Raw genomic sequence first — 24,534 nt, 5'->3', positions numbered from 1 at the left:
CATTTATCCATGGAAAATTATTCCATATGAAGCGGTATCGGCTCTGTTCTGGAGGGCGTTCGGCGGAAAATGACCGGGCCCCGCCGAGAGTCGGCGAGGCCCGGTGAGCGTCATGCTCGTGCCATCATCCGGCCCGCATCAAGGGGTCGGTCACACCGATCACGTAGAAGGCGATCAGCGCGATGATGCCGGTGAAGATCAGGTAGTAGATCGTCGGCAGGATGGTCTTGCGGATGGTGATGCCCTCGCGGCCCAGCAGGCCCACGGTGGCAGACGCCGCGACCACGTTGTGGATGGCGATCATGTTACCCGCCGCGGCGCCCACGGCCTGCAGGGAGACCATCATGGCGGTGGAGACACCCAGTTGCTGTGCCACGTTGAACTGGAAGTCCGCCAGCATCAGGTTGGCCACGGTGTTGGAGCCGGCAATGAAGGCGCCCAGGGCACCCACGGCCGGGGCGAAGAAGGGATAGACCCCGCCCACACCGTCGGCCACGAACTGCGCCATGGCTACCGGCATGGAGACCAGGTCCGAGGCGTTGACGCCGGAGTTGATCAGGATCCGCACCATGGGGATGGTGAAGATCAGCACGAAGCCGGCGCCGAGAATGGTCTTCGAGGATTCGCTGAAGGCGGCCCCGAGCTCACTGATGCGCATCTTGTGGAGCAAGGCGGTGATCAGCACCACCATCAGCAGGATGCCGCCCGGCAGGTAGAGGGGCGCAATGCTGCCGGAAACGCCGGCCTCGCCGAGGATATTGCTCCAGCCGAAGGTCCAGGCATTGAGGGCGTCGCGCAGCGGGTCGATGGTGCGAGAGGCGACCAGGATCACGGCCAGCAGCACGTAGGGTACCCAGCCCATCAGGGTGGAGATCGGCGCCTTGCCGGCGATGTCATCCAGCTTGATTTCCAGCTTGCCGATCCACTCGTCCGGCCAGGACTTGCGCTCGGGGAAGTCCCAGACATCCTTGGGAATCAGGAAGCCGCGACGGGCCGCCGGCACGACGATGGCCAGGCCGACCATGGCGCCGATCATCGACGGGAATTCCGGCCCGAGCAGCACGCCGGCCAGCATATAGGGGACCACGAAGGCCACGCCCGCGAAGATCGCGAAGGGGGCAATGGAGAGGCCCTCCTTCCAGGATTTGTTGGCACCGAAGAACTTGACCATGATGACCACCATGATCAGCGGCATCAGGATGCCGACGATACCGTGGATCAGGGCCACCTCGGCGGAGATCAGGCGGAAGTACTCCAGCCAGGTGTAGCCGCCGGCTTCCAGTGACTCGGTGATGGCATCGCGGTTGATGCCGCCGGTGACACCCACCACGATCGGGGTGCCCACGGCGCCGAAGGAGACCGGGGTGGACTGGATCATCATGCCCACTACCACGGCGGCCAGCGCCGGGAAGCCGAGGGCCACCATCAGCGGGGCGGCCACGGCGGCCGGGGTGCCGAAGCCGGAGGCGCCCTCGATGAAGCAGCCGAACAGCCAGGCGACGATGATGGCCTGGACGCGGCGGTCGGGGCTGATGCCGGAGAAGCCGTTGCGGATCGCGGTGATGCCGCCGGAGTGCTTCAGGGTGTTGAGCAGCAGGATGGCCCCGAAGATGATCCACAGGATCGACACGGTGAGGATCAGACCCTGAAGGGTCGAAGCCAGTACCCGGTTGAAGCTCATGTCCCAGGCGAGCAGGGCGATGAGGGCGGTGACCACGTAGACGGCCGGCATGGCGGTCTTGGCCGGCATCCGCAAGCCGATCAGCAGTACACCGGCCAGCACCAGAGGCGTAAAGGCCAGCAGCGCAAGTAGGGTGTCATTCATGAGGCAGGTTTCCCCTCGACTGTTGTGATGATGTTGTCTGCAATGAGGTGGCGCGACTCCGCCTGCCGGGGGCGCGGCGGATGCGCGAAAGATACGCCTTGGGAGCGTTGACTCGCCAGCGGTGGAGAATTGGTATTACCAATCGATTTCTTGTTTTCGCAATACCTGAAATAAGGAAATGCCTTTTTCAACAATGGGTTGTTCGGGAACGCTCGAGATCTGCCGCGAAACGGCGCCTCCTGACTATAGACTAAAGGACAGGGAGGGCAGGGCCGGATGGACCACGGCATGCCGCGTGGCGGGGGCGGGAAAAGGCTGGCACACTGCCGGGACACGCCAATCGCAACGGGGGAACGTCATGACACGGGTGCTCTTTGATCTCTGCGGCATCGATGAGGGGCTGCGCTTCTCGCCCTACTGCTGGCGGGTGCGCTATGCGCTTGCCCACAAGGGGCTGGAGGCCGAGACCCGCCCCTGGCGCTTCAATGACAGGGCGGCGCTGGCCTTTGCCGATCACGACAAGGTGCCGGTGCTGGTCGACGGTGACGAGACGATCACCGACAGCTACGCCATCCTGCGCTACCTGGATCGCGCCTACCCCGAGTCCCCGCTGTTCGGTGACGCCCTGGCCGAGGGGCGAGCGAGTTTCCTCAAGCACTACGCGGAGCGCTCCCTGCAGCCGGCCATGTTGCGCACCATCATCATGGATCTGCTCAACGCCATTCACCCCGACGATCGCGACTACTTCCGCGAGACCCGCGAGAAGCGCCTCGGTCGCACCCTGGAGGAGTTCCACTCCCCGGCGAAGGGGCTCTCGCAGCTGGATGCGGCGCTCGAGCCGCTGCGCGGTCGCCTGAAGGAGGCGGACTACATCGACGGCGAGGCGCCCGCGGCCGGTGACTACCTGGTGTTCGGCAGCTTCATGTGGGCGCGCTGCGTGTCGAGCGCCGACCTGGTCTCCAATGCCGACCCGGTCTACGCCTGGCTCGAGCGCATGCTCGACCAGCACGGCGGCCTGGGTCGCCGCGCCATGCGCATCACCGATATCGAGGGGGCCTACCGCTGACCGTAAGGAAGCGGCTGGAGGCATGAGCAGAATGGTCCTTCGCCATGTTGCATCGCACAAAATCGCCTGCTATGTTGCAATGCAGCGCAGGGCGAAATGCCCTGTCTTCCCAAGGTAGACGGAGGTGTTCCATGACCAAGGCAACCACCCAGAAGGCCACCGAGCAGTTCGAGGGCCTGTTCGTCGCGCCGGCCCGCGCCTATGGCTCCCTGACGCTCGAGTACTACGAGAAGCTGATGGCCGCCCAGATGGAAGCGGCCCGGACCTACACCGACCTCGGCCTGGCTCAGGCGCGCGCCTGGGTCGACGCCCGCGACGTCGAGGGCTTCAAGAAGGCCATGGAGGGCCAGCAGAAGGCGGCCCAGGACCTGGGCGAGCGGATGAAGGCCGATGCCGAGAAGGTCAATGCCCTCGGCCAGGACTTCCTGCAGAAGAGCCAGAAGCTGGTCGAGGAAAGCCTGAAGTCCGCGACCGCCGCCGCCAAGTAAGGCAGGCGCCGGCGCCACGCCGGCTGCGACATCGAACGGGCCGCCCCACCTCGGGGCGGCCCGTGTCGTTGGTGGCCCGTGACGCTGGTGGCCGCCGAGGCGGCCGGCTCAGGGGGGCGCCTGACCCAGCAGGCGGATTACCTCGCTATCCTCCACCTGGTCGAAGTCGGCGAAGAACTGTCCCACCGCACCGAAGCGGTTCGGGGCCTCGGGGCAGACCACCTCGTCGGCCAGGGCCTCGAGCCGTGCCAGGGTATCCGGGGGGGCCACGCCGAGGGCGGCGATGAGCCGGGCCGGTGCGCGCTGGCGCAGGGTGGCGAGTGCCGCGGCCATGGTGGCCCCGGTGGCGCTGCCGTCGTCCACCACCACCACCGTCCGCCCGACCGGGTCGATGGGCGAGCGCACCGGCGTATAGCGGCGGCGGCGTTCGTCGATCAGCTGGCGCTGCTCCTCGATCGCCCTGGTCAGCCACTCCTGGCGGCACTGCCCGGCCTGCTCCTCCAGGTGCACGCTGCCGTCCTCGCTGACCGCCCCGATGGCGTACTCGGGGTTGCCGGGCGCGCCGATCTTGCGCACCAGCACCACGTCCAGCTCGCCCTCCAGGGCGTCGGCGATCACCCGGCCCATGGGCACGCCGCCGCGGGGAATGGCCAGCACCAGGGGGTGCTCCCCCTTCAGGTGGCCCAGGGCCTCGGCCAGGCGCCTGGCCGCCTCCAGCCGGTCGCGGTACATGGCTATCCCTCCGCAATGCGTTCGAGAGAAGTCTAGCCGAGGTGGCCCGGGCGACCAGGCGAAGACGCGCGCGCCGCCGGGGTCACCGGCGGCGCCTGGGTGGCGAAAGGGGTGGTGGACAGGAGAGGCGAAGTCGGGCGTCAGGCGTTGGACTCGGCCTTGCCGGTCTCGGCCTCGGCGTCCTCGCCGCCGCGCTGGCGCTTCGGCTTGCCGGGCAGGATGGCGTCGAGCAGCAGGGCGGCCAGCGCCGCCGGGACCAGGCCCGACTTCAGCAGCAGTCCCACCTGACCGGGCATGGTCTCGGAGATCGCCTCCACGGCGGGCAGGCCGATGCCGAGGCTCAGGGAAACCGCGATGATCAGCATGGCGCGCTGGTCGAGCTCGCACTCCTGGATGATCTTGAGGCCCGCCGAGGCGATCATGCCGAACATCACCACGCCGGCACCGCCCAGCACCGCGTGGGGCATGGCCGCCACCAGGCCGCCCAGCTTGGGAAACAGCCCCATGCAGATCAGCAGGATGCCACCGATGGTCACTACGTGGCGGCTAACCACGCCGGTCAGGGTGATCAGGCCCACGTTCTGGGCGTAGGCGGTGTTGGGCAGGGTGTTGAAGAGCGCGGCGAAGGAAGTGGCCACGCCGTCGGCCATCACGCCGCCCGAGAGCTCGCGATCCTTGGCCGGGCGGCCCGCGCCGCCGGTGGTGATGGCCGAGATGTTGCCGATGGTCTCCAGCCCCACCACGAACATGATCAGCACCATGCCGACGATGGCGGTGAGGTGGAACTCCATCCCGTACTGCAGCGGTCTCGGCACGGCGAACCAGGCCGCCTCGCGCAGGTTGGTGAAGTCCACCATGCCCAGTGCGATGGCCACCAGGTAGCCGGCCAGCAGCCCGAAGAGGATCGAGGAGGCCTTGACGAAACCGCGGCCCAGCTGGTGAACGGCGATGCACACCACCAGCACGAAGAGCGCCAGCAGCAGGTTGGTGGGCGAGGCGAAGTCGTCGGATCCCACGCCGCCGGCGGCGTAGTTGAGGCCTACCGGCATCAGCGTGATGCCGATCAGCAGCACCACGATGCCCGTGACCACCGGCGAGAACCAGTGGCGGATCTTCCTGAGGAAGGCCCCCAGCACCACCTGCAGCAGGCCGGCGATCAAGGAGGCTCCGAGCACGGCGGCCAGCCCGAAGGCGTTGGCCAGGGGTAGCGCCACCGGCAGGAAGCCGAAGCTGGTGCCCTGGACGATGGGCAGGCGGGCGCCGATGGGGCCCACGCCAATGGTCTGGATCAGGGTCGAGACCCCGGCCACGAAGAGGGCCACCTGGATCAGGAAGATCGTCTCGCCGGTGGCGGCGCCGATCACGCCGGCGATGATGATCGGCGGGGTCACGTTGCCGGCGAACATCGCCATGATGTGCTGCAGCCCCAGGGGAATCGCCTTGGAGAGCGGCGGCATCGCGTCCGGGTCGCGGTTGATGGTGCGAGTGGGGTTCGTCTCGGGATGGGGCGCGGAACGGGGTCTGGTCATGGTCGGGCTCGCAGCTTGGGTTGTTGTCGGTGCTGGCGTGCGGGTCGTGAGGCTGGCCGGTTGTTATCGTGATTGAGGCCAATCCATGCCTTTAAATGTACACAATATGACTCTGTTTGAAAGACATCTGGATGATTTCCCGGAACTCATTTTACGGATCCCTTGTTGATCAGTGGGTTATCCGTTATCTATTGACCGTTTGGTCATATCGTGATCGAGTGCAGGGGGCCAGCCAGAACGACAAAAGCCCCGCGGAGGAAGCCGCGGGGCTGGCATGAGGGGCGCCGAGCGAAGCGTGGGGTGAAGGAGAGCCCTAGCCCTCCGCGCGGGCCTGCAGGCGGAACAGGGCGATGCGATTGATCTGCTCCACCGCGGTGCGGCGCTCCTCGGCCGGGGTGTTCTCCAGGCGCACCTCGAAGGCGTCGAGGATGGCGAAGCGGTCGCTGCCCTTCACCGCCATCACGAAGGGAAAGCCGAACTTCGCCTTGTAGGCCTCGTTGAGCCGCTCGAAACGGGCCAGCTCCTCCGGCGAGCACTGGTCGAGGCCGGCGCCGGCCTGCTCGCGAGTGGAGTCGTCGGTGAGGGTGCCGGCCAGTGCCGCCTTGCCGGCCAGGTCCGGGTGGGCGCGGATCACCTCCAGCTGGCGCTCGGGGGAGGCGCGCTCCAGCATCTCGCCCATCAGGGCGGCCAGGGCCTCGGGGCGGTCATGGGCCTCGGAGAGGCCCCGCTCCCAGGCCAGCTCGGCGACCCAGGGGGAGTGCTCGTAGATCTCGCCGTAGCCGGCGACGAAGGCGGTCCTGTCCAGCTCGCTGGGGCGCGGGGTCAGCGTATTGTTGTGGGTCATGAAGAGGCTCCGGTTGGGGGTGTCGGATAAATGTATACAAAAAATGTTTTGAAATGTACTCCGTTAAGGTCTAAAAATGTTGTCAGGATAATCCTCCGCCGTCCATCCAACCCGCCAATCAACCTACACCTAAGGGAGTCGAGACAATGGGACGCCTGACCACCCATGTACTGGATACCGCCCGGGGCCTGCCCGGCGAGGGCATTCGCATCGAGGTCTATCGCCTGGACGCCGGCAGCCGTACCCGCCTGAAGGAGGTCGTCACCAACGACGACGGGCGCTGTGATGCGCCGATCCTCGAGGGCGACGAGCTGGCCCGCGGCGAGTACGAGCTGGTCTTCCACGCCGGCGACTACCTGCGCCGGGAGGGCGTCGAGGCCGAGGAGCCACGTTTCCTGGACGTGATCCCGCTGCGCTTCGGGGTGGCCGATGTCGAGGCGCACTATCACGTGCCGCTGCTGCTGTCGCCGTATGGCTATTCCACCTACCGCGGCAGCTAGCCTCATCCCGAGCGTTGGCGGCACTCGCCAGTTTTCAAGACCAAGGCTGACCTTCGGTCACCAACAACAATGCCATGAGTCGAGGCTCCCCTGATGCAAGCCTATCTGCTGGACTTTGCCAACTTCATGCTGCGCTGGCTGCACGTCATCGCGGCCATCGCCTGGATCGGCGAATCGATCTACTTCGTGATGCTGGACAACAGCCTCAAGAAACCCAAGGCCGCCGAGGACCGCGACAAGGGTGTCTTCGGCGAGATGTGGGCGGTGCACGGCGGCGGCTTCTACCACAACCAGAAGTACGCCACGGCGCCGGCCAAGCTGCCCGATGACCTGCACTGGTCGTTCTGGAAGTCCTACACCACCTGGCTGTCGGGCTTCGCGCTCTTCGTGCTGCTCTACATGGCCAACCCGAGCTTCTATCTGGTCAACCCCAATGCCAGCTGGGAGTGGGCCGCCAACATGACCGGCTGGCAGGCCAACGTGCTGGCGCTGCTCTTCCTGGTCGGCGGATGGGTGGTCTACAACGAGCTGTGCAAGCGCATCAGCCCCGACATGACCCGGGATGGCCTGCTGAGCATCGCGGTGGCCGTGATGATGGTCGTGGTGGCCTGGCTCAGCACCCAGCTCTTCGCCGGCCGCGCCGCCTTCCTGATCACCGGCGCGGTGATGGCCACGGCGATGTCCGCCAATGTCTTCTTCTGGATCATCCCCGGCCAGCGCCGCATGGTCGCCGCCATGAAGGCGGGCGAGGCCCCCAATCCCCTGGACGGCAAGCGCGGCAAGCAGCGCTCGGTGCACAACACCTACTTCACCCTGCCGGTGGTGCTGCTGATGATCAGCAACCACTACTCCTTCGCCTACTCCCACGAGCAGGCCTGGGTGATCATGTCGCTGTTCATCTTCGCCGGGGCCCTGATTCGTCAGTTCTTCGTGCTGATGCATGCCGGCAGCATCAAACCGGCCTATCCGGCGGCCGGGGTGGCGCTGATCGCCCTGGCATTCTGGATCGCCGCCCCCTCGCCGTCACCCGCCGCCGACCCGGATCGTGCCGCGGTGAGCCTCGAGGAGGTCCACGCCATCATGGAGACCCGCTGCGTGGCCTGTCACGCCAGCCAGCCCACCCAGCCCGGCTTCAACGCGCCGCCGGCCGGGGTCGCCTACGACTCCCCGCAGCAGACCGCCGCCCAGCGTGCCCAGATCCAGCAGGTGGTGGCCAGTGGCTACATGCCGCTGGGCAACATGACCGGCATGACCGACGAGGAGCGCGAGGCCATCGCCGCCTGGTCACAGTGACGGCGCCGGCCGCCTTGCCCCTCCGCGCGTTCTTCACCATGCGCCACGCCTTGACCCGCCCTCCGGCGGGTCAAGGCGTATCGGGCAGTCGTATAAGGGGTCATCCGGCGTATACAATGAACGCCATCAGTGAAGGCAGGGGAGGTATGCCAGCATGAATCAGCGCCAGCCCGAGCCCGAACACCGGCCGTCTTCCCCGCGCCGCGGCAAGGACGGTGACGGTGCCGAGCGCCACGAGGCCATCTACCGGTCGATCAGCGATGCGATCATCGAGCATCGCCTCAAGCCCGGTGCCCGCCTGCGCGAGGACGCGCTCTCCGAGGTGTTCGGCGTCAGCCGCACCGGTATCCGCAAGATCCTGCAGCGCCTGGCGCTGGAGCAGCTGGTCACCCTGACCCCCCGCCGCGGGGCCAGCGTCACGCGCCCCACCGCCGACGAGGCCAAGGATGTCTTCGATGCCCGCCAGATGGTGGAGTGCGGCCTGATGCCCGAGGTGGCCCGGCGCCTCACCACCGAGGAGGCGGGCGAGCTGCGTCTGCTCAGCGAGCGCGAGCAGCGGGCGGTGAAGGAGGGGGAGCATAGTGCGGGCATCCGCCTCTCCGCGGAGTTCCATACCCGCCTGGCCAGGGTCTCGGGGAACGCTACCCTGGCCGACTTCGTGGAGCGGCTCTGCTTTCGCTCTTCGCTGATCCTGGCCGTCTATGGGCACCCCGCCCACCTGGGTTGCGAGACCCATGATCATGATGCCCTGATCGCATGCCTGGAGGCCGGTGAAGGCGAAACGGCGGCCGCGCTGATGTCGCAGCACCTGAAAGCCGTGGAGGCCACGCTCTCCATGGTGGAGGAGGAGGAGGAGGCTCCCGACCTGCAGGCCATCTTCGCATCCTGAACCTTGCGGGTTCGGGCTTGCATGACGAAGGCGACAGCGCTAAATTCATTATGTATACAATAAATACAGGAATTGAGTGCAAATGACGATCGCCGACTACCCTCGCGACCTGATCGGCTACGGCCGCAACCCGCCCCATGCCAACTGGCCCGGCCGGGCGAGGATCGCCGTGCAGTTCGTGCTCAACTACGAGGAGGGGGGCGAGAACTGCGTGCTGCACGGCGACGCCGGCTCCGAGCAGTTTCTCTCCGAGATCATCGGGGCGGCGGCCTATCCGGACCGCCACCTGAGCATGGAATCGATCTACGAGTACGGCTCCCGGGCGGGGGTATGGCGGATCCTGCGCGAGTTCGAGCGCCGCGGCCTGCCGCTCACCGTCTTCGGGGTGGCCATGGCGCTGGAGCGCCACCCGGAGGTGGCCCACGCCTTCAAGGAGCTGGGCCACGAGGTCGCCTGCCACGGCTATCGCTGGATCCACTACCAGGAGATGCCGGAGGCTCAGGAGCGCGAGCACCTGAAGCAGGCCATGGCGATCTTCCAGCGCCTCTATGGCGAGAAACCCCAGGGCTGGTACACCGGTCGCGACAGCCCCAACACCCGCCGGCTGGTGCTGGACGAGGGCGGCTTCCTCTATGACAGCGACTACTATGGTGACGACCTGCCGTTCTGGACCCGCGAGCGCGACAGCCAGGGGGTCGAGCACGACCACCTGATCGTGCCCTACACCCTGGACAGCAACGACATGCGCTTCGCCGCGCCCCAGGGCTTCAACACCGCCGACCACTTCTTCACCTACCTGCGTGACGCCTTCGACGTGCTCTATGCAGAGGGGGAGGAGTCGCCCAAGATGCTCTCCATCGGCATGCACTGCCGCCTGCTGGGGCGGCCGGGCCGCTTCCGCGCCCTGCAGCGCTTCCTGGACCATATCGAGAGCCATGACCGGGTCTGGGTGGCGCGTCGGGTGGATATTGCCCGCCACTGGGCCGAGCATCATCCGGCACCGGCGCGCTGAGCCCATTCTGCGCTGAACTGCTTGAGGCTGATCCGGCGAACGTCTTTTCAACTGCCGCTGCCCGAAGCGAGAGGCGCCGGGGACAGGTCGTAGAGGGGGTCCTATGCCAGGGGTGAGGAGCATTGCTCCGAACGGGCTGACCATGGATGGTCAGCACCGGCCCTGCAAGCGGAGCAGGATGCTAGAGCGCCGCAGGGCATCGGTAGCGCCCAGGGAGGGGTTCACAGCGCCCCCTCGCAGACCTGTCGCCGGAACAGCCTCGAGCGATCTCGGCCATGGGCACGGTTTTCGGCCGTAGACTTATTCAGGACACCCCATGAAACCACGTACCTACTACGCACCCACCGGCGGTCATCCGCCCCAGACTCAGCTGCTCTCCGACCGAGCGGTGTTCACCGAGGCCTATGCGGTGATCCCCAAGGGCGTCTTCGGCGATATCGTCACCAGCAACCTGCCGTTCTGGGAGGGCACCCGGCTGTGGGTGCTGGCGCGCCCGCTCTCCGGCTTCGCCGAGACCTTCTCCCAGTACATCATGGAGGTCGCCCCCGGCGGCGGCAGCGAGCGCCCCGAGATCGACCCCGAGGCCGAAGGGGTGCTCTTCGTGGTGGAGGGCGAGATGACCCTGACACTCGCCGGCGAGCGCCACGCCATGGGCCCCGGCGGCTACGCCTTCATCCCGCCGGGCAGTGACTGGCAGGTCAGGAACGAAGCCGAGGCGCCGGTGCGCTTCCACTGGGTGCGCAAGGCCTATGAGCGGGTCGAGGGCATCGAGGTGCCGGAGGCCTTCGTCACCAACGAGAACGACCTCGAGCCCAACCCCATGCCGGGCACCGAGGGGCGCTGGGCCACCACCCGCTTCGTCGATCCGAACGACGTGCGCCACGACATGCACGTCAATATCGTCACCTTCCAGCCCGGCGCGGTGATCCCCTTCGACGAGACCCACGTCATGGAGCACGGCCTCTACGTGCTGGAGGGCAAGGCGGTCTACCACCTCAACCAGGACTGGGTCGAGGTGGAGGCGGGCGACTTCATGTGGCTGCGTGCCTTCTGCCCTCAGGCCTGCTACGCCGGCGGCCCAGGGCCCTTCCGCTACCTGCTCTACAAGGACGTTAACCGCCATCCCAAGCTGCGCCTGGGTGGCCGCTGAGCATTCAGGCGTCTGCCCGAGACTCGCGAGCTGCGTTGGCGGGGCTCGAGGCTGATCCGGCGACAGGCCCCGGGGTGCCGGACCAGATCGGGGGCGCTGTGAACCCCTCCCTGGGCGCAGATGCCCTGCTTCGCTCTCGCGTCCTGCTCCGCTTGCAGGACCGGTGCTGGCCCTCCATGGCCAGCCCGTTCGAAGCAGTGCTTCTCACCCCTGGCATAGGACCCCCTCCAGGCCTGTCCCCGGCGCCTCTCGCATCCAACGTCGGAGATACAAGAAAATGCTGGAACTCAAAGCAGAACCGCTGACCGCCGAGGCCTTCGCCCCCTTCGGCGAGGTGATCGACGCCCGGGCGTCGGAGTGGTTTCCCATCAACGCCGGGCGCACCCGGCGCCACCACGACCTGGCGACGGTCGATACCTTGGGAGAGGGCGCGCGGACGCTGATCAGCATCTTCGTCAGCCAGCCGGTATCGATTCCCCTGGAACTCGACTTCCTGGAGCGCCACCCGCTGGGCAGCCAGGCCTTCATGCCGCTCCATGAAGAAAGGTTTGTGGTGGTCGTGGCGCCGCCGGGCGAGACCATCGATCCCGCCGAGGTGCGCGCCTTCGTCACCGACGGCCGTCAGGGGGTCAACTACCGCGCCGGCACCTGGCACGCCATCCAGTCGGTGCTGGAGCGGGAAGGGGAGTTTCTCGTCGTCGATCGCGGCGGCGAGGGGAACAACTGCGACGAGCATCCGCTGGCGCTGCGCATTACCCTCTGATCGCCACGCATCTGGCCTGGTTTTCATGCCCAAGTGGTTGACGCCACTTGGGTATTTTCATGCATATCAATATTTTGAAAATATTTTCCATTTATTCTTGACGGGGTCGGTGGGCGGGCCTAATCTCGGTATAAAAAATGATTTTCCAAAAACAAAATCCCTCACTGGAGGATCCCGTCATGGCTCGCATGACCGCTGCAGAAGCCGCCGTTCACGTTCTCAGGAAGGAAGGCATCGAGGTCGCCTTCGGGGTGCCCGGCGCCGCCATCAACCCCTTCTACGCCGCCCTGCGCCAGGTGGGGGGCATCGACCATATCCTCGCCCGCCACGTCGAGGGCGCCTCCCACATGGCCGAGGGCTATACCCGGACGAAGGCCGGCAATATCGGGGTGTGCGTCGGCACCTCCGGTCCCGCCGGCACCGACATGATCACCGGGCTCTATTCGGCCAGCGCCGATTCCATCCCGATCCTCTGCATCACCGGCCAGGCGCCCCGCGCCCGGATGCACAAGGAGGACTTCCAGGCGGTGGATATCCAGGCGATCGCCGGCCCCGTCACCAAGTGGGCGGTCACCGTGCTGGAGCCCGCCCAGGTGCCGCGGGTCTTCCAGCAGGCCTTCCACCTGATGCGCTCCAGCCGCCCGGGCCCGGTGCTGATCGACCTGCCCATCGACGTGCAGATGAGCGAGATCGAGTTCGACCCCGACACCTACGAGCCGCTTCCCGCCTTCAAGCCCCGTGCCACCCGTGCCCAGGCCGAGAAGGCCATCGCCATGCTGCAGGCGGCCGAGCGCCCGCTGATCGTGGCCGGCGGCGGCATCTTCAACGCCGACGCCAGCGACCTGCTGCTCGAGTTCGCCGAGCTCACCGGGGTGCCGGTGATCCCGACCCTGATGGGCTGGGGTGCCATCCCCGACGACCATCCGCTGATGGCCGGCATGGTGGGGCTGCAGACCTCCCACCGCTACGGCAATGCCACCCTGCTCGCCGCGGACTTCGTGATGGGCATCGGCAACCGCTGGGCCAATCGCCACACCGGCAACGTCGAGACCTACACCCGGGGCCGCACCTTCGTGCACGTGGACATCGAGCCGACCCAGATCGGGCGCATCTTCGGGCCGGACTACGGCATCGTCTCCGACGCCCGGGCGGCGCTCGAACTCTTCATCGAGGTGGCCCGCGAGCTCGACGCGGCCGGCCGGCTCAAGCGCCGTGGCCGCTGGGCGGAGGAGTGCCAGGAGCGCAAGCGCACCCTGCTGCGCAAGACCCACTTCGACAACGTGCCGGTCAAGCCCCAGCGGGTCTACGAGGAGATGAACCGCGTCTTCGGCCGCAACACCCGCTATGTCAGCACCATCGGGCTGTCACAGATCGCCGGTGCCCAGTTCCTGCACGTCTATCAGCCGCGCCACTGGATCAACTGCGGCCAGGCGGGCCCGCTGGGCTGGACCATCCCGGCGGCCCTGGGGGTACGGCGCGCTGACCCGGAGGCCGAGGTGGTAGCCCTCTCCGGCGACTATGATTTCCAGTTCATGGTCGAGGAGCTGGCCGCCGGTGCCCAGTTCAACCTGCCCTGGATCCACGTGCTGGTGAACAACTCCTACCTGGGGCTGATTCGCCAGGCCCAGCGCGGCTTCGACATGGACTACTGCGTGCAGCTCTCCTTCGAGAATATCAACTGCCCGGAGATCAACGGCTACGGAGTGGATCACGTCTCGGTGGTGGAGGGGCTGGGCTGCAAGGCGCTGCGCGTCACCCGGCCCGAGGAGATCGCCCCGGCGCTGGAGGAGGCCCGCCGCCTGATCGCCGAGCACCGCGTGCCGGTGGTGGTGGAGGTGATCCTCGAGCGGGTGACCAATATCGCCATGGGCACCGACCTGGACGGCGTGAACGAGTTCGAGGCCCTGGCCGAGAACCACGAGGATGCGCCTACCTCCATCGCCGCCCTCGTTTGAATCTTTCACCTCATCGAAGGGCGCTGGGGGCAGGCCAGAGAGGAGGTCCTATGCCAGGGATGGCGTCGGTAGCGCCCAGGGAGGGGTTCACAGCGCCTCCGAACAGGCCTGTCGCCAGACAAGCCCGGACAACTATAGCGACCCAAGGAGTTTCCCATGCCCAAGTTTGCCGCCAACCTCAGCATGCTGTTCACCGAGGTGGAGTTTCTCGACCGCTTCGAGGCCGCCGCCCGGGCCGGCTTCAAGGGAGTGGAGTACCTCTTTCCCTATGACTACCCGGCCGAGGAGCTCAAGCGGCGCCTGGACGCCAACGGCCTGACCCAGGTGCTCTTCAACCTGCCTGCCGGCGACTGGGCCGCCGGGGAGCGTGGCATCGCCTGCCACCCGGATCGCGTCGAGGAGTTCCGCGAGGGCGTCGAGCGCGCCATCGCCTATGCCCGAGTGCTGGGCAATACCCAGGTCAACTGCCTGGCCGGCATCAAGCCCGAGGGGGGGAGCGACGACCAGGCGCGCGCCACCCTGGTGGAGAACCTGCGCTTCGCCGCCGAGAAGCTCGCGGCTGCCGGCATCCTGCTGATCGCCGAGCCGATCAACACCCGGGACATCCCCGGCTTCTTCCTCAATCGCACCGAGCAGGCGCTCGCCATCTTCGACGAGGTGGGCAGCGACAACCTCAAGCTGCAGTACGACATCTACCACATGCAGATCATGGAGGGGGACCTGGCGCCGACCATGGAGAAGCACCTCGCGCGCCTCGCCCACGTGCAGATCGCCGACACCCCCGGCCGCCACGAGCCCGGCACCGGCGAGATCCACTACCCCTTCCTGTTCGCCCATCTGGACCGGCTGGGCTACGACGGCTGGATCGGCGCCGAGTACAAGCCGGCCGGCCGCACCGAGGAAGGGCTGGGCTGGCTGGACGCGGTGCGGAGCTGAGAGCGCTGTTCATAGCGAGAGGCGCCGGAACAGCCTCGCGCGGTAAGTAGCCTTCTAGCCAGGATGACAACGACAAGAGGAGAGTGACGATGAGCAAGATTGGATTTATTGGCCTCGGCATCATGGGCCGCCCCATGGCGGGCCACCTGCTGGACGCCGGCCACGAGGTCGTTACCGTCAGGCGCGGCACGCTGGACGCCACCCTGGCCGAGAAGGGCCTGCGCGAGCTCGATAGCCCCGCGGCGGTGGCCGCCGAGGCCGAGGTGATCATCACCATGGTCCCGGATACCCCGGACGTGGAGGAGGTGCTGTTCGGCGAGGGGGGCGTCATCGAGGGGCTCAAGCCCGGCACCCTGGTGATCGACATGAGTTCCATCGCCCCCATCGCGACCCAGGGCTTCGCCAGGCGCATCCATGAGGCGGGCGGCGAGTACGTCGACGCCCCGGTCTCCGGCGGCGAGGGCGGGGCCATCAATGCGGCCCTGACCATCATGGTGGGCGCCACCGACGAGGGCTTCGAGCGCGCCCGCCCGATCCTGGAGGTGATGGGCAAGACCATCACCCATATCGGCGGCCATGGCGCCGGCCAGACCTGCAAGGTGGCCAACCAGATCGTGGTGGCCCTGACCATCGAGGCGGTGGCCGAGGGGCTGCTGTTCGCCTCCAAGGCCGGTGCCGACGTGGCCAAGGTGCGCGAGTCGCTGCTCGGCGGCCTCGCCCAGTCGAAGATCCTCGACGTCCACGGCGCGCGCATGATCGAGCGCACCTTCGACCCGGGCTTCCGCATCCGGCTGCACCAGAAGGACCTCAACCTGGCCCTCGAGGGGGCGCGCAGCCTCGACCTGGCGCTGCCCGGTACCGCCAACGCCCAGCAGCTGTTCCAGGCCTGCGCCGCCCTGGGCGGCGGTGACTGGGACCACGCCGGCATCCTGCGCGCCCTGGAAGCGCTGGCCGGCCATGAGGTCGGCCAGTCGCCGGCCAACCCGGCATGAGTCGGTTCGCCGCCCCGGTTCTCGGGGCGGCGGCGACAGGGAGGTGACTGCTCCCTGAGGGCAGGCGTCGGGTCGTCGTCTGCCTTCCGGTCGCCGCAAGGCGACCTTGCCCGGCGGCGGGAGGCAGCCCCGCCTGTCGCCGGGCTTTTTTCGACCCCCGAATTCCCTATCGTATTCTTCCGCCGGCGGTGCCCCCGTCGACGCCGGCCCGCCGCGAGGAGCACCCATGACCGCGATCTCATCCCCGGAGACACCGCTGCTGCCCTGCGAGGTCGATTCCCTCGCCTGGCTGCGCGAGCTGGCCGACACCGCCGTCGCGGCGGTGCATCCGGATGCCCTGCTCGCGGGGCAGCTGCCCGAGCCCCCCGCCGGGCGCACCCTGGTAGTGGGCGCCGGCAAGGCCGCCGCCGCCATGGCCGCCGCCCTGGAGCGCGCCTGGCAGGCCCACCATCCCGAGGCCCTGCTGTCGGGGCTGGTGGTGACCCGCTACGGCCATGGCACGGCCTGCGAGCGCATCGAGGTGCTCGAGGCCTCGCACCCCATGCCCGATGACCTGGGCGAGCGGGCCGCCCGGCGCATGCTCGAGGCGGTGGGCGAGCTCGGCGAGGAGGACCTCGTCATTGCGCTGATCTCCGGCGGCGGCTCCGCGCTGATGAGCCAGCCGGCCCCTGGTGTCAGCCTGGGCGAGAAGCAGGCGATCAACCGGGCGCTGTTGCGCTGCGGGGCGCCGATCCGCGAGATCAATACCGTGCGCCGCCACCTCTCCGCCATCAAGGGCGGCCGGCTCGCGGCGGCCGCCCATCCGGCCCGGGTGATCACCTGGCTGATCTCCGACGTGCCGGGTGACGAGCCCTCCCTGGTCGCCTCCGGCCCGACCCTGCCGGACGGCTCCACGCCGGCCGAGGCCCTGGCGATTCTCGAGCGCCATGCGATCCGGGTGCCGGCAAGCGTCCGTGACCGTCTGGCGCAGACCTGCGACGCCCCCTCCGCCGACGACCCTGGCTTCGCCCGGGACGAGACCCGGGTGCTGGCGCGTGCGGCGGACGCCCTCGAGGCCGCCCGCGCCGCCGCCGAGGCGGCCGGGGTCGAGGTGCGCCTGCTCGGCGATGACCTGGAGGGCGAGGCCCGCGAACTCGGCCGCGCCCAGGCGCGCCTGGCGCTCTCCCTGCGCGACGTGCCGCGGGACAGGCCCCTGCTGCTGCTCTCCGGCGGCGAGACCAGCGTCACCGTCACGGGCCACGGCCGCGGCGGGCGCAACGTCGAGTACCTGCTGGGGCTCTTCGAGGCCCTGCGCGGGGCCGAGGGCATTCACGCCCTGGCCGTCGACACCGACGGCATCGATGGCTCCGAGGACAATGCCGGTGCGCTGTTCGGGCCCGACGACTGGCACCGGGCCGAGGCGCTGCGTCTCGAGGCGCGCGATTACCTGTCACGCAATGACGCGTATACTTTCTTCCAGGCGCTCGACCGGCTGATCGTGACCGGGCCGACGCGCACCAATGTCAACGATTTCCGTGCCATTCTGGTCTTGCCGAGGACACCATGACGCTTCCCCCCCACGCCCCCATCCATGACCCCATCCGCCGCACCAAGATCGTCGCCACCCTGGGCCCGGCCAGCGACCGCGAGGGCGTGCTGGAGGCCATGATCGCGGCCGGCGTCGACGTGGTGCGCCTCAACTTCTCCCACGGCTCCCCCGACGACCACCGCCAGCGCCTGACCCGGGTGCGCGAGATCGCCGACCGCCTGGGCCGGAGCGTCGCCGCCCTCGGCGACCTCCAGGGGCCCAAGATCCGCATCGCCCGCTTCGCCGAGGGCGCCGTCGAGCTCGCCGAGGGTGCCCCCTTCGTGCTCGACATGGCCCTCGACGGCAACGCCGGCACGCCGGAGCGGGTCGGCTGCGACTACCAGCAGCTGATCGACGATGTCGCCCCGGGCGACCGCCTGCTGCTCGACGACGGCCGGGTGGTGCTCGACGTCACCGCCGTCGAGGGGCGCGAGGTCCACACCACCGTGGTGGTAGGCGGCAGGCTCTCCAACAACAAGGGCATCAACAAGCAGGGCGGCGGCCTCTCGGCTCCGGCGCTCACCGACAAGGACCGCGCCGACCTCGCCACCGCCGTGGCGATCGGTGTCGACTACCTGGCGGTGTCGTTTCCGCGCAGCGCCGCCGATATGGCCGAGGCCCGGGCGCTGCTCGGCGAGGCCGGGCGCGAGATCGGCCTGGTGGCCAAGCTGGAGCGCGCCGAGGCCGTGGCCTGTGAGGCGACCCTGGACGGCATCATCGAGGCCTCTGAAGCGGTGATGGTGGCCCGCGGCGATCTCGGCGTGGAGATCGGCGACGCCCAGCTGATCGGCATGCAGAAGCGCATCATCAAGCGCGCCCGCCAGCTCAACCGGGCGGTGATCACCGCCACCCAGATGATGGAGTCGATGATCGAAGCGCCGCTGCCCACCCGGGCCGAGGTGTTCGACGTGGCCAACGCCGTGCTCGACGGCACCGACGCGGTGATGCTCTCCGCCGAGACCGCCGCCGGGCGCTTCCCGGTGGAGACCATCGAGGCCATGGACCGGGTCTGCCTGGGCGCCGAGCGGGAGAGGGTCGCCCAGGCCTCCGGCCACCGCATCCACGAGGGTTTCTCGCGCATCGACGAGACCATCGCGCTCTCCGCCATGTACGCCGCCAACCACCTTTCGGGCGTGGCGGCCATCGCCTGCATGACCTCCACCGGCTACACGCCGCTGATCGCCTCGCGCATCCGCTCCGGCCTGCCCATCGTCGGGCTCGCCCACAGCCCGGTGGCGCAGCGGCGCATGGCGCTCTACCGTGGGGTGGTCTCGCTGCCCTTCGATACCCGCGACATGGCCCCCACCGAGCTCAACGACCGGGCGCTGGCACTGCTGGTGGAGAAGGGCATCGCCGCCCCCGGCGACCACGTGATCCTGACCCGCGGCGATCACATGAACGCCCACGGCGGCACCAATACCTTGAAGATCCTCGACGTCAACGAGCGGCATGTCGGCTGAGCCCGGTGCCGAGCGGCCGACCGAGGTGACGCACGAGCCGAGCGCCGAGGTGGAGGAGAAGGGCTGCCCGGAGACCGGCCGCGGGCTGCTTGCCGGTATCAGCCTGCCGGCGGCGGTGGTCCATGAGGCGCCGCTGGCCCACAACCTGATCTGGATGCAGCGCTTCGCCGAGGCGCGCGGGGCGCACCTGGCGCCCCACGGCAAGACCACCATGGCCCCGGCGCTCTTCCGGCGCCAGCTCGAGGCCGGCGCCTGGGGAATGACCCTGGCCACCGCGCCCCAGTGCCGGGCCGCCTTCGCCCACGGCATCAGGCGCCTGCTGCTGGCCAACCAGCTGGTAGGCGAGGCCAACATGGCGATCGTCGCCGGGCTGATCGAGGCCGGCGCCGAGCTCTTCGTGGTGGTGGACGGCGAGGCCAACGTGGCGGCGCTGGACCGCTACTTCTCGGCCCGAGGCCTGCGCCTGCCGGTGCTGATCGAGCTCGGCATCCCGGGCGGGCGCTGCGGCTGTCGCAGCGCCGAGGCGGTGCTGGCCCTGGCCCGGCGGGTGAACCAGGCGCCGGCGCTGAGGCTGGCGGGCCTCGAGGGCTACGAGGGGGTGGTGGCGGCCGACGACCCGGAGACGGCGGTGCGCGCCTACGCTCGTGAGCTGGTCACGGCGGCCCACACCCTGGCCGGGAAGGGCCTGTTCGAGCGCGAGGTGCCGCTGGTGACCGCCGCCGGTTCGGCCTGGTACGACCTGATCGCCGAGGCCTTCCACACCCTGGCGCCGTCCCAGGCCTTTGCGCCGGTGCTGCGCCCGGGCTGCTATGTGGTGCACGACCATGGCCTCTACGCCGAGGCCCAGCGCCACCTGCTGGCCCGCGAGGGCGAGGCGGAGGGGCTGCGCCCGGCGCTGGAGGTGTTCGCCCAGGTGCAGTCGCTGCCGGAGCCGGGCCTGGCCATCGTCGCCATGGGGCGGCGCGACGTGGGCGGCGACCGCATGCCGCTGGCGCTGCGCCGCTACCGCGAGGGGGGCGACCCGGCGGCGGTGCTCCCGGTGGCAGGCTGGGAGGTGGTCAAGCTGATGGACCAGCACGCCTTCGTGCGCCTGCCCGAGTCGGCCGGCGACATGGGCGTGGGCGACGTTCGCATTGGTGACGTTCGCGTGGGCGATATCGTCGCCTTCGGGGTCTCCCACCCCTGCCTCACCTTCGACCGGTGGCGGGCCGTGCTGCGGGTCGATGACCGGCTCGAGGTGCAGGAAGTGATGGCCACCTGCTTCTGATCCTGTATACACGGATGTGGCAAAGTGTGGCCAGTCGGCGCAAAAAGTGCGAAGGTGCCCTCAGGATCATCACCGTCGAGACACGCCATGAGCCACTCCTGGAGGGAAGACGTCGAGGCCGCCGTGAAGGCGGGCGAGCGGATCAGCGACCGGCATATCGTCGACCAGGTGCGCCAGGCGGTGCTGACCCAGCGGCTGCCCCCCGGCACGCGACTGCCCGAGGTGGCCCTGGGCGAGATCTTCGGGGTGAGTCGTTCGGTGGTGCGCCGGGCCCTGACCCGGCTGGCCGCCGACCACGTGGTCGACCAGCGGCCGAACCAGGTCTCCCGGGTGCGCGCGCCCAGCGTGGAGGAGACCCGCGAGACCTTCGACGCCCGCCGTCTGGTGGAGGGGGAGGTGGCCGCCCAGCTGGCTGGCAGGCTCTCCCGGGACGCCCTGACGGCCCTGCAGGCGGAGGCTCGTGCGGAGGCCGCTGCCCATGAGCGCAGCGATGAGCCGGCGCGTATCGCCCACTCCCTGGCCATTCACCACCGCCTGGCCGAGCTCTCTCCCAACCGGGTGCTCGGCGCCATGCTCACCGATCTGGTGTTGCGCACCTCCATTGTCATCGCCCTCTACAAGCGCCCTACGCTGGCCTCCTGCTTTCTGCAGGGTGACCACCCGCGGCTCCTCGAGGCCCTGAGCTCAGGCGATGCCGAGGGCGCCCGCCATGCCGTGGTGCGCCACCTGGAGAGCCTCGAGGGACTGCTCGATCTCGGCAGCCGGGAGAGCGTCACCGACCTCAAGGCGATCTTCGGCGTAGCCGCCGCCGAACCCTGACCCAGATCGCGGTCGTCTGCGTCGGCCTATCAACTTGTGGTTTCCTCTTGGCCTGAACGACAATGCGCGCTGTTCGCTCGCTCAGGAGGTCCCTACATGCGTTCACGATACGCGGCCTGGCTGCTCGGCCTGGCGCTGCTGCTGCCGGCTGGCCTGCTCAAGGCCGATGTGCCTACGGTGGCGGCGGCCTCGGATCTGCAGTTTGCCCTCACCGAGGCCGCCGAGCGCTTCCGCGCCGAGACCGGCCGCGACCTGCGCCTCAACTTCGGCTCCTCCGGCAACTTCCGCCGCCAGATCAGTCAGGGGGCACCCTTCGAGCTCTACCTCTCCGCCGATGAGGCCTACGTGCTGGCGCTCCATGAGGAGGGGCGCACCGAGGATGCGGGCGTGGTCTACGCCATCGGCCGGCTGGTGTGGATGCAGCGCCCCGGTCGCGATGATCTGCCGGGCGAGGAAGCTCCCCTGGCAGGAGTGCGTGAGGCGCTGGCGGCTCATGCGGCAGGGCAGGGCAGGCCGCGCCTGGCGCTGGCCAACCCCGAGCACGCCCCCTACGGGGTGGCGGCGAAGCAGGCGCTGGAACATGCCGGTCTCTGGGAGGCTACGGCACCGCTGCGAGTGCTGGGCGAGAACGTCTCCCAGGCGGCTCAGTTTGCGCTGACCAGCGACGCCCGCGGTGGCCTGGTGGCCTGGTCCCTGGCGCTGGCACCGGCGATGGCCGAGCGCAGCGAGCATGTGCTGATTCCGGAGTCCTGGCACGCCCCCCTGGTGCAGCGCATGGCGCTGGTCGAAGGGGCCGGCGAGACCGCGCGAGCCTTCTACGCCTGGCTGCAGGAGGAGGAAGCCCGGACGATCCTGGCCGACTATGGCTTCCGCCTGCCCGATCCTGAAGCCACGCCCGCCGACGAGGGAGACGCCACGCCCTGATGGACTGGACGGCTCTCTCGGTCTCGCTGCGCCTGGCCGCCTTCACCTGCCTGCTGCTGCTGCCGGTGGGGCTCTGGATGGGGCGGACCCTGGCCACCACCCGCTTTCGCGGCAAGCCCCTCTGCGAGGCCCTGGTCGCCCTGCCGCTGGTGATGCCGCCCACGGTGCTGGGTTTCTACCTGATGCAGGCCTTCGGGGTCGAGGCGCCCTTCGGCGGGCTCTGGGCCAGGGTGTTCGGCTCGGGGCTCAATTTCACCTTCACCGGCATCCTGATCGCCTCCCTGGTGGCCAACCTGCCCTTCGCGGTGCAGCCGATCCAGCGCGCCTTCGAGACGGTGCCGGCGAACCTGCGCGAGGCGGCCTGGTGCAGCGGGCTCTCTCCCTGGCAGACCTTCCTGCGTATCGAGCTGCCCCTGGTGTGGCCAGGCATCATCTCCGCCCTGGCCCTCACCTTCGCCCACACCCTCGGCGAGTTCGGGGTGATCCTGATGGTGGGCGGTGCCATCGACGGCGAGACCCGTACCCTGGCCATCGCCATCTACGACCGGGTGCAGGCCTTCGACGAGGCGGGGGCGGGGATCATGTCGGCCATGCTGCTGCTGGTCTCCTTCCTGACCATCGGCGTGGTCTACGGCCTGGCGGGCCGGCGGAGGTGGCGACGTGCCTGAGCGTCCTGGATCCCCTGCCTCGCTCTCGGTGAGTCTGCACCAGCCGGGCCCCATCCCTCTGTCAGCGGAGTTCCACTGCGAGGCCGGCGAACTGCTCGCCCTGGTGGGCCCTTCCGGCAGCGGCAAGACCACCCTGCTGCGCGCCATCGCCGGGCTCTATCGCCCTGCCCAGGGGCGCATTGCCTGTGGCGGCGAGGCCTGGTTCGATTCGGGCCGGCGCCTCTCCCTGCCGCCCCAGGGGCGCCGGGTGGGGCTGGTGTTCCAGGACTATGCGCTCTTTCCCCACCTCACCGCCCTGGGCAACGTCATGGTGGCCCTGGACCACCTGCCGCCCCGTGAGCGCCGTCGACGGGCCGGCGGCTGGCTGTCGCGGGTGCACCTGACGGGGCTGGAGGCGCGCTACCCGGGACAGCTCTCCGGTGGCCAGCGGCAGCGGGTGGCCCTGGCCCGGGCCCTGGCCCGAAACCCCCGGGTGCTGCTGCTGGACGAGCCCTTCTCGGCGGTGGATCAGGTGACGCGCCGCCGCCTGCAGCGGGAGCTGGCCATGCTGCGCGAGCAGATTCGCATCCCCATCGTGCTGGTGACCCATGACCTGGATGAGGCGGCGGCCCTGGCCGACCGGCTCTGCGTGCTGCACGGCGGACGCAGCCTGCAGGCGGGCCCGCCGGAGGCGCTGTTTCGCCGCCCGGCATCGGCGGAGGTGGCCCGGGTGCTGGATCGCCACAACCTCTTCAGCGGCGAGGTGGTGGAGGAGGGCGGTGAACGACGCCTGGCCTGGGGACCCTGGCGGCTGGAGGTGGCGGCAGGGCTCGAATCGCTGCCCGTCGGCGAGCGCGTCACCTGGTATCTGCCCCCCTCCGACGTGGTGCTGCACCGGCGCGGGCGCCCCTCCCAGGGGGAGCGGGAGAACCCGGTGCGCGCCCGGGTCGAGTCCCTGGTGGTGCTGGGGGGCATCACCGCGGTATCGCTCGCCTTCGACCATACTGGGCAGACCCTCAGCTTCGATATCGCCACTCATGCGGCCCGGCGCAACGGCCTGGCCAGGGGGGAGCCGGTTCAGGTATCGCTGCTGGCGGCGGGCATTCACCTGATGCCGGCGGAGGATGCGCCGGAGGAGACGAGGACGCCGAGATGAGCCGATACGGGCAGGGAGCGGAAACGCCGGGGCCGGACACCCGGAGGCCGCAGCAGGGCCTGGGGAGGGTGTGGCTGGGCATCGCGGGGCTGGTGGTATTGCTGGCGCTCTCACCGGCGCTGCTGGCCGAGGCGCGTGCGCCGTCGGGCCTGGCGGTAGTGCCTCTCACGGTGCACGCCGCCGAGGACGTGCACCGTTTCGAGGTGGAGGTGGCCCGCACCATTCCCGAGCGCAGCCGCGGCCTGATGGAGCGCGATCACCTCGACGAGGACGCCGGCATGCTGTTTCTCTACCGGGACACCCAGTCGCCCCGCAACGGCTTCTGGATGTATCGCACCCTGATTCCGCTGGATATCGCCTTTATCGGCGAGGATGAGCGCATCGCGGCGGTCTTCACCATGTGGCCCTGCGGCTCGGCCAACCCTTCGGAGTGCCCGGTGACCTACCCCGGCGTGCCCTACCGGGCGGCGCTGGAGGTCAATGCCGGCCTCTTCGAGCGCCTGGGCATCGCCGAGGGCGACTGCGTCAGCTGGCCCAGCAGCGTCGGCCACTGCCTGTCATCTGCTGCCGAAGAAGGAATGGGCCCGGCCGAGTAGTGTGCGGCCGGCTGTCATTCAACGCTGGTATTCGTAGAATATCCGCCTTGACGGCCGTGCCGCCGCGCCTGGCCGCCCGCTCCATAATGACAACTGTGGCCCGAGCCCCTTGGGCCACCGCAGC

22 protein-coding genes and 1 pseudogene are annotated in these 24,534 nt (G+C 68.8%); 19 read left to right on the top strand and 4 right to left on the bottom strand.

What is annotated here, in order from left to right:
• Window positions 1–124 precede the first annotated feature (124 nt).
• Window positions 125–1,825: an L-lactate permease gene (locus HIR79_RS16290; RefSeq protein ID WP_169959136.1), complete on the bottom strand. Its 1,701-nt coding sequence runs from the start codon at window positions 1,823–1,825 to the stop codon at window positions 125–127.
• Between the two features lie 358 nt (window positions 1,826–2,183).
• Here HIR79_RS16290 and HIR79_RS16285 point away from each other — a divergent pair, with 358 nt between their 5' ends.
• Together HIR79_RS16285 and HIR79_RS16280 are read left to right on the top strand one after the other, a co-directional pair.
• Complete coding sequence (locus tag HIR79_RS16285) at window positions 2,184–2,891, top strand: glutathione S-transferase N-terminal domain-containing protein (RefSeq protein WP_169959135.1); 708 nt, start codon at window positions 2,184–2,186, stop codon at window positions 2,889–2,891.
• A 131-nt stretch (window positions 2,892–3,022) separates the two neighbouring features.
• Window positions 3,023–3,379 carry a phasin family protein gene (locus tag HIR79_RS16280; protein WP_169959134.1) on the top strand — a complete coding sequence of 119 codons (357 nt, stop codon included), beginning with the start codon at window positions 3,023–3,025 and terminating at the stop codon, window positions 3,377–3,379.
• A 108-nt stretch (window positions 3,380–3,487) separates the two neighbouring features.
• On the opposite strand, the gene HIR79_RS16275 is transcribed toward HIR79_RS16280, so the two are convergent.
• The 3 genes from HIR79_RS16275 to uraD all read right to left on the bottom strand — a co-directional run bounded on the left by HIR79_RS16275 (window position 3,488) and on the right by uraD (window position 6,484).
• The gene (locus HIR79_RS16275) at window positions 3,488–4,111 is read right to left on the bottom strand and encodes a phosphoribosyltransferase (RefSeq protein WP_169959133.1); all 624 of its coding nucleotides are present in this window, start codon (window positions 4,109–4,111) and stop codon (window positions 3,488–3,490) included.
• A 140-nt stretch (window positions 4,112–4,251) separates the two neighbouring features.
• Window positions 4,252–5,640 (bottom strand): uracil-xanthine permease family protein, encoded by a 1,389-nt coding sequence (locus tag HIR79_RS16270; RefSeq protein WP_169959132.1) that lies wholly within the window; start codon window positions 5,638–5,640, stop codon window positions 4,252–4,254.
• A 313-nt stretch (window positions 5,641–5,953) separates the two neighbouring features.
• Entirely contained in the window at window positions 5,954–6,484 is a 531-nt protein-coding gene (gene uraD, locus HIR79_RS16265) for a 2-oxo-4-hydroxy-4-carboxy-5-ureidoimidazoline decarboxylase (RefSeq protein ID WP_169959131.1), read from the bottom strand.
• 146 nt (window positions 6,485–6,630) lie between these two features.
• On the opposite strand from uraD, the gene uraH reads away from it, so the two are divergent.
• From uraH to HIR79_RS16180, 17 genes and pseudogenes are all read left to right on the top strand, one after another.
• Window positions 6,631–6,984 (top strand): hydroxyisourate hydrolase, encoded by a 354-nt coding sequence (gene uraH / locus HIR79_RS16260; protein WP_110069589.1) that lies wholly within the window; start codon window positions 6,631–6,633, stop codon window positions 6,982–6,984.
• A 93-nt stretch (window positions 6,985–7,077) separates the two neighbouring features.
• On the top strand, window positions 7,078–8,277 hold the full coding sequence (locus HIR79_RS16255) for a urate hydroxylase PuuD (RefSeq protein ID WP_169959130.1): 1,200 nt from the start codon (window positions 7,078–7,080) through the stop codon (window positions 8,275–8,277).
• 154 nt (window positions 8,278–8,431) lie between these two features.
• Complete coding sequence (locus HIR79_RS16250; protein ID WP_169959129.1) at window positions 8,432–9,166, top strand: GntR family transcriptional regulator; 735 nt, start codon at window positions 8,432–8,434, stop codon at window positions 9,164–9,166.
• An 82-nt stretch (window positions 9,167–9,248) separates the two neighbouring features.
• A complete protein-coding gene (gene puuE / locus HIR79_RS16245; RefSeq protein ID WP_169959128.1) occupies window positions 9,249–10,178 on the top strand; it encodes an allantoinase PuuE in 930 nt (309 codons plus the stop codon).
• Between the two features lie 316 nt (window positions 10,179–10,494).
• Complete coding sequence (locus tag HIR79_RS16240; RefSeq protein ID WP_169959127.1) at window positions 10,495–11,328, top strand: bifunctional allantoicase/(S)-ureidoglycine aminohydrolase; 834 nt, start codon at window positions 10,495–10,497, stop codon at window positions 11,326–11,328.
• A 277-nt stretch (window positions 11,329–11,605) separates the two neighbouring features.
• Window positions 11,606–12,091 carry an ureidoglycolate lyase gene (locus HIR79_RS16235; protein WP_169959126.1) on the top strand — a complete coding sequence of 162 codons (486 nt, stop codon included), beginning with the start codon at window positions 11,606–11,608 and terminating at the stop codon, window positions 12,089–12,091.
• Between the two features lie 179 nt (window positions 12,092–12,270).
• Window positions 12,271–14,046: a glyoxylate carboligase gene (gcl, locus tag HIR79_RS16230; protein ID WP_169959125.1), complete on the top strand. Its 1,776-nt coding sequence runs from the start codon at window positions 12,271–12,273 to the stop codon at window positions 14,044–14,046.
• 156 nt (window positions 14,047–14,202) lie between these two features.
• Complete coding sequence (gene hyi, locus HIR79_RS16225; RefSeq protein ID WP_169959124.1) at window positions 14,203–14,982, top strand: hydroxypyruvate isomerase; 780 nt, start codon at window positions 14,203–14,205, stop codon at window positions 14,980–14,982.
• Window positions 14,983–15,053: 71 nt separating this feature from the next.
• Window positions 15,054–15,974: pseudogene (locus tag HIR79_RS16220) on the top strand (2-hydroxy-3-oxopropionate reductase); the annotation flags it as partial.
• Between the two features lie 226 nt (window positions 15,975–16,200).
• Window positions 16,201–17,520 (top strand): glycerate kinase type-2 family protein, encoded by a 1,320-nt coding sequence (locus tag HIR79_RS16215; protein ID WP_169959122.1) that lies wholly within the window; start codon window positions 16,201–16,203, stop codon window positions 17,518–17,520.
• On the top strand, window positions 17,517–19,001 hold the full coding sequence (pyk, locus tag HIR79_RS16210) for a pyruvate kinase (RefSeq protein ID WP_169959121.1): 1,485 nt from the start codon (window positions 17,517–17,519) through the stop codon (window positions 18,999–19,001). Before HIR79_RS16215 ends, pyk begins: the two co-directional genes overlap by 4 nt.
• Window positions 18,991–20,268 (top strand): amino acid deaminase, encoded by a 1,278-nt coding sequence (locus tag HIR79_RS16205; protein ID WP_169959120.1) that lies wholly within the window; start codon window positions 18,991–18,993, stop codon window positions 20,266–20,268. Before pyk ends, HIR79_RS16205 begins: the two co-directional genes overlap by 11 nt.
• Window positions 20,269–20,355: 87 nt before the next feature.
• On the top strand, window positions 20,356–21,087 hold the full coding sequence (locus tag HIR79_RS16200) for a GntR family transcriptional regulator (protein ID WP_169959119.1): 732 nt from the start codon (window positions 20,356–20,358) through the stop codon (window positions 21,085–21,087).
• Window positions 21,088–21,183: 96 nt separating this feature from the next.
• Window positions 21,184–22,011: a molybdate ABC transporter substrate-binding protein gene (gene modA, locus HIR79_RS16195; RefSeq protein WP_169959118.1), complete on the top strand. Its 828-nt coding sequence runs from the start codon at window positions 21,184–21,186 to the stop codon at window positions 22,009–22,011.
• Window positions 22,011–22,679 (top strand): molybdate ABC transporter permease subunit, encoded by a 669-nt coding sequence (modB, locus tag HIR79_RS16190; protein WP_169959117.1) that lies wholly within the window; start codon window positions 22,011–22,013, stop codon window positions 22,677–22,679. Before modA ends, modB begins: the two co-directional genes overlap by 1 nt.
• Window positions 22,672–23,814, top strand: a complete 1,143-nt coding sequence (locus tag HIR79_RS16185) for an ABC transporter ATP-binding protein (RefSeq protein WP_169959116.1) — start codon at window positions 22,672–22,674, stop codon at window positions 23,812–23,814. The genes modB and HIR79_RS16185 overlap by 8 nt, the downstream gene beginning before the upstream one ends.
• Complete coding sequence (locus HIR79_RS16180; protein ID WP_169959115.1) at window positions 23,811–24,410, top strand: DUF192 domain-containing protein; 600 nt, start codon at window positions 23,811–23,813, stop codon at window positions 24,408–24,410. The genes HIR79_RS16185 and HIR79_RS16180 overlap by 4 nt, the downstream gene beginning before the upstream one ends.
• Window positions 24,411–24,534: the final 124 nt, after the last annotated feature.

This window comes from Halomonas sp. PGE1 (assembly GCF_013000985.1).
Classification (GTDB): Bacteria; Pseudomonadota; Gammaproteobacteria; order Pseudomonadales; family Halomonadaceae; genus Halomonas; species Halomonas alkalicola.
Note: the sequence above shows the minus strand (reverse complement) of the source record. Positions and strands in the feature narration are given on the sequence as shown.